At 58.5% G+C, this 11895-nt stretch carries 9 protein-coding genes; 6 read left to right on the top strand and 3 right to left on the bottom strand.

Annotated elements, in window-relative coordinates:
* Positions 1-492 precede the first annotated feature (492 nt).
* The gene (locus tag MF6394_RS19775; RefSeq protein WP_069558590.1) at positions 493-1206 is read right to left on the bottom strand and encodes an aspartate/glutamate racemase family protein; all 714 of its coding nucleotides are present in this window, start codon (positions 1204-1206) and stop codon (positions 493-495) included.
* A 222-nt stretch (positions 1207-1428) separates the two neighbouring features.
* Here MF6394_RS19775 and MF6394_RS19770 point away from each other — a divergent pair, with 222 nt between their 5' ends.
* Positions 1429-2784 (top strand): M10 family metallopeptidase C-terminal domain-containing protein, encoded by a 1356-nt coding sequence (locus MF6394_RS19770; protein WP_078467363.1) that lies wholly within the window; start codon positions 1429-1431, stop codon positions 2782-2784.
* Between the two features lie 115 nt (positions 2785-2899).
* Entirely contained in the window at positions 2900-3571 is a 672-nt protein-coding gene (locus MF6394_RS19765) for a DUF3313 domain-containing protein (RefSeq protein ID WP_032897258.1), read from the top strand.
* A gap of 56 nt (positions 3572-3627) precedes the next feature.
* Here MF6394_RS19765 and MF6394_RS19760 read toward each other — a convergent pair whose 3' ends face one another.
* Together MF6394_RS19760 and MF6394_RS19755 are read right to left on the bottom strand one after the other, a co-directional pair.
* Positions 3628-5028 carry a DUF1254 domain-containing protein gene (locus tag MF6394_RS19760; protein WP_078467362.1) on the bottom strand — a complete coding sequence of 467 codons (1401 nt, stop codon included), beginning with the start codon at positions 5026-5028 and terminating at the stop codon, positions 3628-3630.
* A 113-nt stretch (positions 5029-5141) separates the two neighbouring features.
* The gene (locus MF6394_RS19755) at positions 5142-5495 is read right to left on the bottom strand and encodes a response regulator (protein WP_032897262.1); all 354 of its coding nucleotides are present in this window, start codon (positions 5493-5495) and stop codon (positions 5142-5144) included.
* A gap of 262 nt (positions 5496-5757) precedes the next feature.
* Between MF6394_RS19755 and MF6394_RS19750 the strand changes: the two genes are divergently transcribed.
* From MF6394_RS19750 to MF6394_RS19735, 4 genes are read left to right on the top strand one after another with little or no spacing between them, the layout of a single operon-like run.
* Complete coding sequence (locus MF6394_RS19750; protein WP_078467361.1) at positions 5758-9255, top strand: response regulator; 3498 nt, start codon at positions 5758-5760, stop codon at positions 9253-9255.
* Positions 9256-10086 carry a CheR family methyltransferase gene (locus MF6394_RS19745; protein ID WP_177345148.1) on the top strand — a complete coding sequence of 277 codons (831 nt, stop codon included), beginning with the start codon at positions 9256-9258 and terminating at the stop codon, positions 10084-10086.
* A complete protein-coding gene (locus MF6394_RS19740; RefSeq protein WP_047710889.1) occupies positions 10083-10682 on the top strand; it encodes a chemotaxis protein CheB in 600 nt (199 codons plus the stop codon). Before MF6394_RS19745 ends, MF6394_RS19740 begins: the two co-directional genes overlap by 4 nt.
* Positions 10676-11869 (top strand): hybrid sensor histidine kinase/response regulator, encoded by a 1194-nt coding sequence (locus tag MF6394_RS19735; RefSeq protein ID WP_047710888.1) that lies wholly within the window; start codon positions 10676-10678, stop codon positions 11867-11869. The genes MF6394_RS19740 and MF6394_RS19735 overlap by 7 nt, the downstream gene beginning before the upstream one ends.
* The last annotated feature ends 26 nt before the right edge of the window (positions 11870-11895 follow it).

Raw genomic sequence — 11895 nt, 5'->3', positions numbered from 1 at the left:
AAAATCAGCGCCCGGCACAGATCCCCTGTGGGAGCGGGCTTGCCCGCGATAGCGGCGTGTCAGCCGCTGAATCTTTGACTGAATCGCCGCCTTCGCAGGCAAGCCAGCTCCCACACGGGTCATGCATCGCCCCTAAAATCAGCGCCCGGCACAGATCCCCTGTGGGAGCGGGCTTGCCCGCGATAGCGGTGTGTCAGCCGCTGAATCTTTAACTGAACCACCGCCTTCGCAGGCAAGCCAGCTCCCACACGGGTCATGCATTGCCCACAAAATCAGCGCTTGGCACAGATCCTCTGTGGGAGCGGGCTTGCCCGCGATAGCGGTGTGTCAGCCGCTGAATCTTTAACTGAACCACCGCCTTCGCAGGCAAGCCAGCTCCCACACGGGTTATGCATCGCCCATAAAATCAGCGCTTGGCACAGATCCCTGTGGGAGCGGGCTTGCTCGCGAAGGGGGCCTGACAGCCGACCAGATATTGGGTTTAGGTAGCGGCTAAAAAGTGGTGGCGATACCTGTGCCCTGTAAGGCAAACCCCACCGCGGCCTGCGCATGCAGCGCGGTAGTGTCAAGCAGCGGCAGGGCGCTGTGCTCCGGTTGGATCAGCAAGCAAATTTCCGTGCAGCCGAGGATGATCGCCTGGGCGCCGCGTGCAGCGAGTGCCTGGATCACCCGCTGATACACCTGGCGCGAGGCGTCACTGATGACGCCCACGCACAACTCTTCATAGATGATTCGGTGCACCGCCTTGCGTTCATCCGCGTCTGGCACCAGCACGTTGAGCCCTTGGGCGGCAAGGCGGGACTTGAGGAAATCCTGCTCCATGGTGAACGCGGTACCCAGCAAGCCCACCGTCAAGGTCCCGGCCTCCAGAGCCGCCGTCGCCGTGGCATCAGCAATATGCAGGAAGGGAATCGACACCGCCGCCTCAATGCGCGGAGCCACTAAATGCATGGTGTTGGTACACAGCACCACACAATCAGCACCCCCGGCCTGCAAGCGTCGCGCGGCATCTTCCAGGATCAGCGCGGCATCGTCCCAACGCCCGGCATGCTGAGCCTGTTCCACCGGGCCGAAATCCACGCTGTACATCAACACTTGCGCCGACCGCAGCGGGCCGAGCTGGTCGCGCACGCGCTGGTTGATAAGGCGGTAATACTCGGCGCTGGACTCCCAGCTCATGCCGCCGATAAGGCCGATGGTGCGCATGTAATGCTCCGGATAAGAGGATAAGGCTTCACCTTACACAACGAAGGCGGTTCATTTGAAGGCCGCACGCCCGGGTGAATGTTTGCCAACGCGACTAGGCGAGCCGCGCCTCAATGGTGAGGTCAGTTCGGGAACTGTTTAGCGTAGCAATACCACCTATACGCAGGTCACTGGCCTGCCGCCAGACGAGTAGAAAAATCCCAGTTCCCTTAGGACTACCTCATGAATATTGATCCGAACACTGCTTTGGCAAGGGCATACGCCACCAGCGACGCACACAGGACCGTCGTCGAGATTGCTCATTCAGGCGACCGCGGCAATCAAATTAAATATCGCCAAGTTTCATTGTCCACGGACCAAGTATTAGAGAGGTCACAACGTGCCGACGGATTTGCGGGTTCACTGAGTTCCGGGGACTCCGCAGAGGTGACCTTTGACTTCTCCAATCGTCCCGAAACGGGCGCCACAACCAGCCCGTTCACAGAAACACAAAAAGGCGTCATCCGTGAGACCCTGAATAATTTCAGCGATGCTGCAAATATCCGGTTTAAAGAGTCTGCCAATGCACAATCCCATCATATGCAGTTTAAGGTTGATGGCAGCTTTAAGTGGCAAGCCCCTTGGTATGCACCGGTGTCCGATGACGAGCCCGGCAGGGTGCAGGTAACGCTGACCCAGAGCCATGCCGATGGGCTGGAAAAACCCAATAATTTTGGCCGTCACGTCATTGCAAAGGCTGCGGCCTTTAAATTGGGGCTTCCTGACCCGACGTCCGCAACACCGGAAAATAAGTATGCGGAAAATACGCTGGCTTACACGGTCAGGAGTCCTTTTCTGGAAACCCGCTCAGACCATCGCTTTAATAAATCGCATGGCCAAGACAATCAATATTCAAGTACACCGATGATGGATGATATCGCCGTCATGCAAGATAAATTCGGGGCGAACCTCCAAACGCGTACGGCAGATACGACGTATGGATTCAATTCAAATGCCGATCGTGAAGTATTCAAATTGGAGTCGGCCGATGATTTACCGGTGTTTTGCGTGTGGGACGCCGGAGGTAGAGACACATTCGATTTTTCCGCATTCAAGCAAGATCAGGTTATCAATTTGAGATCGGGCAGCTTCTCGAATGTAGGGGGAGGCATAGGCAACGTCTCGATCGCCAACGGCGTCACCATCGAACGGGCTATTGGCGGTGCTGGCAACGACATTCTTATTGGAAATGACTCGGATAACGAACTGGAGGGCGGCAAGGGCGATGACATTCTTTATGTCAAGGCGAACTCTGGCTTCAACAGGCTGTCAGGCGGGCCTGGTAAAAATACCTTCGTTATCGGCGCGAACGACTCATCCGCCAGCTTTGAAAACACAGCTATAACGGACTTTGTCAGCGGCAAGGATAAATTGGATATTTCAGCCCTGCGCGCAGCTCACCCACGACTCACTGTCACCCAGGAATATTATCGCAGCCATCATCTGACCTTGTTGCGTTTCGATTTCGATGGCGACAAAAAAGACGACTTCATGATGAGTATAAGTGGGCGAATCGTGCGTTCCGATTTCCATCCTTGACCTGAATGTGTTGACGCATGTATTGGCGTGCTCCGAGCGAAATTAGGTGCGCTGCCCAAGTATTGGCTATACCTATAACTCATTCTTACGATGATGGTCGCCAGGGAGTTCACTAATGAAGCTAAGGCTAATGATCGGCACACTGTGCGTTGCCTCGCTCGGTTTGGCCGGTTGCGCGAGCAAGGTGGTGCAACCGAATGAATACTCAGGGTTCCTCTCCAACTACAGCCAGCTCAAGGAAGCCAAGTCACCGTCGGGGGCAGAGGTGATGCGCTGGGTTGATCCACAACTGGACTTGAGCCGCTACACGGCGGTGTACATCGAGCCTACCCAGTTCTACCCCAAGCCCCAGGCCACCTCCCGGATTCCCGAGAGCACGTTGCGCGGCATCAACGACTATTACAACCAGGCGCTCAAGCGCGAGCTGGCCCAGTCACTGCCCGTGGCCAATGCCCCAGGCCCAGGGGTGATCGTGGTAAGGGCGGCGATTACCGCCGTGAGCAGCAAGACCGAAAGCCTCAAGCCTTATGAGTTTATTCCCGTCGCCCTGGTGGCCGCGGCAGTGAGCACCGGCACCGGCATTCGCGACCAGGAAACCACCCTGGGCACCGAGGCGCAGTTCCTCGATGGCGCTACCAATAAAGTGCTGGCCCAAGTGGTGCGCAAAGGCACCGGCAAGCCGCTGGCCAATGACTCCCAGGTAATGAAGGCCGACGATGTGAAAAGCGTCATCGACGGTTGGGCATCGGACCTGCACCAGTCTTACGTGAAACTGAAAAAACACTGAGTCAAAAAAAAGCGCGGCGGGTTATCGCCCGCCGCGCTTTTTTTTATTCGCCGTGATTATTTAAGCGGCGTCAACGCTGGAAGCTTCCACTGGCCGCTGGCGACTTCAGGCTTGGGCAGGTAAATGCGCAATACCGCATAAAACGGGCCGGGCGGGGCCGGCAACCAGTTGCTCTGCTCAGCCTTGGGGGGCTCGTGGTGTTGCAACGCCAGGGTCAAGCCACCATCGGCGTCGAGCTTGAGGGTTGGCAGCATCTGCGAATTGATCAGGTAGCGCTTCTTGTGGTTGGGCACCAGCGATTTAGTCTTGGCGTCGTACATCGTCAGCGACCAGAACGCATCGGCCGGCGGTAACTGGTCCTTGGCAAAATGCACGGTGTAGCTGTGGCGCGCACCGTTGGCCGGCTTGCCCTCGCTGTCGATGACGTAGCTCAAGTGCGCAGCTTCATCACTGGAGTTGCCGAACATTCCCAGCTCGGCACCGGCGTAGCGGTACAGGTAGTTGTTTTGCAGGTGGTCGCGGCTGCCGTACAGGTCTGCGCCGGTCACTTGGTGGGTATCGACCTTGGCTTTCTTGAACGCTGCGAATTCGGCGCGGCCATCGGCGATGCCGTCCTCCAGGGCCTTGCGCTGCTCGGCAGTCAACAGGTTGACCTTGAACGGCGCGCCCGGCGCAATACCGATCTTGGCAAAGCGCGCCAGCAGGTCTTTTTCACTGTCCTGGGGCGCGGCAAAGGCCAGCATGAAATTCAGGTAGCGAAACAGTTGCGGGCCTTCGGTCATGGTCGCCATCGGCTTGGGCCATTGGATCTTCGGCACATTAGCGGGCGCGGGTTGCTTCACATAACTGCTCAGCGCCTGGACCTTGTAGCCGCTCTGGATCTGCTTGAGCTTGCCCAAGTCTTTGTCATCAAACAGCTGCGTACGGTAAAGGGCGTAGGCGATGTTGCTTTCGCTGTAGACCACACGGTCGATGTCCACCGGCTGCTGACCTTTCCAGTCAGGCCCGGCGATCATGTAGTGACCGCCGTTATTGCCGGTACTGCGGGTACCCAGGTAAGCGAAATTCTGCGTATAGAGGTCGATCAACTGCACTGAGTAGTAACGGTTGTCTTCAATCTTGGGCAGGGTCAGCACCAAAGGTTCTTTGCGCAGGTCCATCCATACGAACGAGTAGGGCGTGTCGACGTTCGGGGTGGTAACTGCGTTGTCCTTGGGGGTAAGCACCTGGGCGCTGTTGTCGATACGGTTGAAGGGCGCCTTGAAGTGGGCACCGCCTTTATCAACGGCCTGGGTGTAGAGCGTCTTGTACATCTGCACCACGGGGAAGCCGTACAGGTAGGCTTCCTTGGCGATGGCCCGGGCTTCGCTGGGGCTTGCGGTGAAGTCAGCCCAGGCGCCGGAGCTCATGAAAATCGAGAGGCTCGCCAACAGCAGGCGCGTCGGTTTTCCAATCATGTTGTTGCGTCCTTCCTGAATGCTATTTGAGAGCGTGGCGTGAAGGCGCTGAGTTTCCTGTTTTATTGGCCGGACGTCACGTTAATCTCTGCAAAGGACGCGGGGGAGGGGCGTTACAGCATGGATTTGACTTTGTCACGCAATTGATCGATCGAGAACGGCTTGCCAATCACCTGCATACCGGCGGGTACATCAATATTTTCGGCATAGCCGCTGGCAAACAGAATCGGCAGGGTGGCGCGCAGTTCGCGAGCTTTGGTTGCCAGTTGTTTACCGTCCATGTCGGGCAGGCCGACGTCGGTCATCATCAGGTCGATGATCTGGGCAGTATCTTTCACCACTTCCAACGCTTGCTCAGCGTCTGCGGCTTCAAGCACCCTGAACTCCAACTCTTCGAGGACATCGACGATCAGCATGCGCACGATGGCGTCGTCTTCGACTACAAGGATGGTGGAGGCGTGGGACATAGTGAACTTTCCTGAACAGTGAGGGCGCTGGGCTTAAAGGCAACAAGATTGTGAGTGATAACAATGCCAGCAAGTTCCGAAGCAATTGCTGGCATTGTGACCTTAGCGGCGCAAAAAGTCCCGTCAGCTTGCGTACTGACTCACAAAGGTACCGGCGCCATGCGCTTGACCGCATCCGCAGCCAATCAACGCACAAACATAGCTTTTCGCCAGGTTGTTCGGGCAAACTTGCGGCTTTTCCGCATTTGGCCAAGGCATGCCCATGACACCCGCGTCGTCCGTCGATGAAAAAAGCTTTCGTACCCTGCTGAGCCGCAACGTGGCCCTGCCTTTGGGCGTGGGCGTGCTCAGCGCGGTGTTTTTCGTCTGCCTGATTACCTATTGGCTTTCGGTGATCCAGTGGGTGGAGCACACCGACCGCGTCATTAACAACCTCAATGAGACGTCCAAACTGACGGTTGACCTGGAAACAGGTATGCGCGGGTTCCTGATCACGGGTGACGAGCATTTCCTTGACCCGTACGAAGTGGCCAAGCCGCGGATCATTGCCGACCTGCGCAACCTGCAGGACCTGGTAGCCGACAACCCGCAGCAGGTTGACCGGCTCAAGCGCTTGGAAACCTTGCAGACCGAATGGAACAACTACGCGCAATCGATGATTGAATTGCAGCGCAACAGCGGCGATTACCGGGGCGCTGTCAAGGCGGGCCGGGGCAAACGGCTTACCGATGAGATTCGCAAGGAATATGAAGACGCGGTGGCGATGGAACAGCAGTTCCGTATCACCCGTAATGCCGAGGTCACCCGCACGACGGTGATCAGTGTCACGCTGTATTTGCTGTTTGTACTGGGGCTGAGTGGGTTTCTGGCCTACATTGGCCGGAAGAATTTAATTTCGCTTTCAAAGAGTTACAGTGCAAACATCGCGTCACAACAGAAGATTGCACGGCGCCTGGAGCAAACCGCCTGGCTGCGCAATGGCCAGACCGAGCTGGCCGAGCAAGTGCTGGGCCAACTGACCCTGAACATGCTGGGGCGCAATATCCTGCAGTTCTTCGCCCAATACATGGGCTCTGCCGTCGCGGCGCTGTACGTGCGCGAAGAACACGGCGGCCTCAAGCGCGTGGCCACTTATGGCTTTTCACGCGAGCAGGAACAGCTGGAACAGTCGATCTACAGTGATGAGGGCATCGTCGGGCAGGCCGCCCAACTGGATCGCCTGATTCGCCTGGACGATGTGCCGGTGGATTACTTCAAGGTCAGCTCGGGACTGGGCGAGGGCGCCACCCGCAGCGTATTGGTGGTACCCACCAGCGATGACGACCGCGTCAACGGTGTGGTCGAGCTGGGTTTCCTGCGCCCGCTGGATGAGCGTGATATTGAACTGCTGGAACTGATCGCCGGCAATATCGGCACCTCCATCGAAGCCGCGCGCTATCGCCAGCGCTTGCAGGAAGTGCTGGCCGAGACCCAGCAGCTCAACGAAGAACTGCAAGTGCAGCAGGAAGAACTCAAGACCGCCAACGAAGAGTTGGAAGAGCAGTCGCGCATCCTCAAGGAGTCCCAGGCCCACCTGGAAACTCAACAGGCCGAGCTGGAGCAGACCAACGAGCAACTGGCCGAACAGACCCAGACCCTGGCCGAACAGCGCGACGCCATGGACCGCAAGAACATCGAACTGAACCAGGCCCAACTGGAGCTGGAAGACCGCGCCGATGAGCTGCAGCGTTCCAGCAAGTACAAGTCCGAATTCCTGGCCAACATGTCCCACGAGCTGCGCACACCGCTGAACAGCTCGCTGATCCTGGCCAAACTGCTGGCAGATAACCCCCAGGAAAACCTCAGTGCCGAGCAGGTCAAGTTTGCAGAGTCGATCTATTCGGCCGGCAATGATTTGCTCAACCTGATCAACGACATCCTGGATATTTCCAAGGTCGAAGCCGGCAAGCTGGAAGTACGCCCGGAAAACGCCAGCGTCGAGCGCCTGGTGGATGGCCTGCGCGGCATGTTCGAGCCGCTGGCAATGGACCGCAAACTGGGCTTCCAGGTGGACGTGCAGCAAGGCTCTCCAACCCTGCTGTTTACCGATCGCCAGCGTCTGGAGCAGATCCTCAAGAACCTGTTGTCCAACGCCATCAAGTTCACTGAACAGGGCGAGGTCAGCTTGTCGGTGTCCCGTGCGCCCGGGGAGGGCATTGCCTTCACGGTGCGCGATTCCGGCATTGGTATCGCCCCGGACCAACAGGAAAGCATTTTCGAAGCCTTCCGCCAGGCCGACGGCACCACCAATCGCCGTTACGGCGGTACGGGCCTGGGCTTGTCGATCTCCCGTGACCTGGCCACCTTGCTGGGCGGCTATATCAGCGTGACCAGCGAGCCGGGCAAAGGCAGTATTTTCACGCTGGTATTGCCCGAACAGTACGTCGAACGCGACGAGGACGCGGCGCCGATCGAGCCCCCGCGCCAAGTGGTGGTCGCGCCGGCACCGGCGCCCGTCAAGGTGTCGCCATTGCCGGTGGCCGACGCCAAGCTGATCCCACGCTTTGCCGACGACCGCGAAAAGGCGCCGTTCAGCACCCGCTGCATTTTGGTGGTGGAAGATGAGCCGAATTTTGCGCGCATTCTGTTCGACCTTGCCCACGAGCTGGGTTACCACTGCCTGGTCGCCCACGGTGCCGACGAGGGCTACAGCCTTGCCGAGCAGTACATCCCCGACGCCATCCTGCTGGACATGCGCCTGCCCGACCATTCCGGGCTGACCGTGCTGCAGCGCCTCAAGGAACACGCCAACACGCGCCACATCCCGGTGCACGTGATTTCCGTGGAAGACCGCGTCGAAGCCGCCATGCACATGGGCGCCATCGGTTATGCCGTCAAGCCCACCACCCGCGAAGAGCTCAAGGACGTGTTCGCACGCCTGGAAGCCAAGTTGACCCAGAAGGTCAAGCGCATCCTGCTGGTGGAAGACGATGACCTGCAGCGCGATAGCATTGCCCGCCTGATCGGCGACGATGACATCGAGATCACCGCCGTAGGCTTTGCCCAGGAGGCGCTCGACCTGCTGCGCAGCAATATCTACGACTGCATGATCATCGACCTCAAGCTACCGGACATGCTCGGCAACGAGTTGCTCAAGCGCATGGCCACCGAGGATATCTGCTCGTTCCCGCCGGTGATCGTCTACACCGGGCGCAACCTGACCCGGGACGAAGAGGCCGAACTGCGCAAGTATTCACGCTCGATCATCATCAAGGGCGCGCGCTCGCCCGAGCGCCTGCTCGATGAAGTCACGCTGTTTCTGCACAAAGTCGAATCCCAGTTGTCCCATGACCGCCAGAAGATGCTCAAGACCGCCCGCAGCCGCGACAAGGTCTTCGAAGGGCGCAAAATCCTGCTGGTGGACGACGATGTGCGCAATATCTTCGCCCTGACCAGCGCCCTGGAGCACAAAGGTGCCGTGGTGGTGATCGGGCGTAACGGCCAGGAAGCCATCGACAGACTCAATGAAGTGGACGATATCGACCTGGTGCTGATGGACGTGATGATGCCGGAGATGGATGGTTACGAGGCCACGGCCTTGATCCGCCAGGACCCACGCTGGAAAAAACTGCCAATCATTGCCGTGACGGCCAAGGCCATGAAGGACGATCAGGAACGTTGCCTGGCAGCAGGCTCAAACGATTACCTGGCCAAGCCGATTGACCTGGACCGCCTGTTCTCACTGATTCGCGTATGGCTACCGAAGATGGAACGCATTTAAGTGGAGCAGTGTTTCTTGGATAAGAGCAGCGATATTGAGCTGCGCCTGTTGATCGAGGCGATTTACCTCAAGTACAGCTATGACTTTCGCGACTACTCGGGCGCGTCGGTCAAACGCCGTGTGGCCCATGCCTTGCGCCAGTTCGACTGCGCGACCATCTCCGCACTGCAAGAGCGCGTGTTGCACGACCCGGCCGCGTTCATGCAGTTGCTGCAGTTCTTGACCATCCCGGTGAGCGAGATGTTTCGCGACCCGTCGCACTTTTTGGCGATTCGCCAGGAAGTGGTGCCGTTGCTCAAGACCTACCCGTCGATCAAGATCTGGATCGCCGGCTGCAGCACGGGCGAGGAGGTGTACTCCATGGCCATCCTGCTGCGTGAAGAAGGCTTGCTGGAGCGCACCATCATCTATGCCACGGACATCAACCCGGCGTCGCTGGAAAAAGCCAAGCAGGGCATCTTTTCCCTGGAGAACGTGCGCGCCTATACCGCCAATTATCAGCAGGCCGGCGGGCAACGTTCATTTGCCGACTACTACACAGCGGCTTACGATTACGCGATCTTCGACAAGACATTGCGCGAGAACGTGACCTTTGCCGATCACAGCCTGACGACCGACAGCGTATTTTCAGAAACTCAATTAATTTCATGTCGTAACGTATTGATTTATTTCAATAAAAAATTGCAAGATCGAGCGTTTGGCTTGTTTCATGAGTCGCTGTGTCATCGCGGCTTTCTGGTGCTGGGCAGCAAGGAAACCCTGGATTTTTCCGCCTACAGCAAGCAATTCGAGCCCTTGGTCAAGCAGGAACGGATCTACCGAAAATCATGAGCGACGCGCCAGACACCCCGATTCGCGGGATCGAAGCCATCGTCGTCGGCGCTTCCGCCGGCGGCGTTGAGGCGTTGCTGAGTATTTTCGGCCAGCTGCCGAGTACCTTCGGCCTGCCGATCATTGCCGTGCTGCACCTGCCGGATGAGCGCCGCAGCCAGCTGGCGGAAGTCTTTGCGCGGCGCCTGAACATCCCGGTCAAGGAGGCCCGGGACAAAGAAGCCGTAGAGGCGGGTACCTTGTACTTTGCCGGGCCTGGTTATCACCTGTCGGTCGAGCAGGACCGCAGCCTGTCCCTGAGCCAGGAAGACCGGGTGCACCATTCCCGACCCGCCATCGACTACCTGTTTTCCTCGGCGGCCGATGTGTATGGGCCCCGCCTGCTCGCCATTTTGTTGACCGGCGCCAACCAGGACGGCGCAAGCGGCCTGGCCCACGTCAAGCAATCGGGTGGCATTACCATCGTGCAGGACCCACAAGAGGCACGCATTGCCGTCATGCCCCTGGCGGCCCTGGCCTTGCACACACCGGACTATATTCTTTCCTTGAGCCGAATCGGCTCATTGCTGGCTTCCCTGGAACCTTCCCCATGTTAAGTACTGTCCAGGCCAAACTGCTGATCGTTGACGATCTGCCGGAAAACCTGCTGGCCCTCGAGGCGCTGATCAAGCGTGAGGATCGCCAGGTCTTCAAGGCATTGAGTGCCGACGAGGCGTTGTCCCTGTTGCTGGAACATGAATTCGCCATGGCGATCCTCGACGTGCAGATGCCTGGCATGAACGGTTTCGAACTGGCCGAACTGATGCGCGGCACTGAAAAGACCAAGAACATCCCCATCGTGTTCGTCAGCGCCGCTGGCCGCGAACTCAACTACGCCTTCAAAGGCTACGAAAGCGGCGCCGTGGACTTCCTGCACAAGCCGCTGGATATTCATGCGGTCAAGAGCAAGGTCAACGTGTTCGTCGACCTGTATCGCCAAAGCAAGGCGATGAAGCTGCAAGTCGAGGAGCTGGAGCGCAGCCGTCGCGAGCAGGAGCTGCTGCTCACGCGCCTGCAAGCCACCCAGGCCGAGCTGGAACAAGCGGTGCGCATGCGTGACGACTTCATGTCGATTGTCGCCCACGAAGTGCGTACGCCTCTCAACGGGCTGATCCTGGAGACCCAACTGCGCAAGATGCACCTGGCCCGAGACAATGCGGCGGCGTTTACCCTGGACAAGATGCACGCCATGGTTGACCGCGATGAGCGCCAGATCCAGAGCCTGATCCGCCTGATCGAAGACATGCTCGACGTGTCGCGTATCCGCACCGGCAAACTGTCGATTCGCCCGGCACCCATCGACCTGGCGCAACTGGTGCGCAACCTGGTCGATAACTTCGCGCCGCAAGTGGCCGCCGCCGAGTCGTCCATGCAATTGCAGGCCGAGAGCCCGGTGGAAGGCTGTTGGGATGAGTTCCGCATCGAGCAGGTGATCACCAACCTGTTGACCAACGCCTTGCGCTACGGGGCCAAGAGCCCGGTGCAGGTGCGGGTGTATACCGAGCATGGCGAAGCGCGGGTAGAGGTGCGCGACCATGGCATTGGTATCAGCGAGGAGAACCAGAAGCGTATTTTCCAGCAGTTCGAGCGGGTTTCGGCCAACCATTCCGCCGCCGGTCTGGGCCTGGGCCTGTTTATTTCCGAGCAGATCGTGGCGGCCCATGGCGGCACGATTGAGGTCGAGAGCCAGATAGGTGAGGGCGCCCTGTTCCGGGTGTGCCTGCCCCTGGAAGTGGCCGAGTGAAATCAATCGTCGCCCCAACGCAACCT

It is taken from the genome of Pseudomonas sp. MF6394 (assembly GCF_002018845.1).
Lineage (GTDB): Bacteria > Pseudomonadota > Gammaproteobacteria > Pseudomonadales > Pseudomonadaceae > Aquipseudomonas > Aquipseudomonas lactis.
This window is presented reverse-complemented; position numbering and strand designations above follow the sequence as displayed.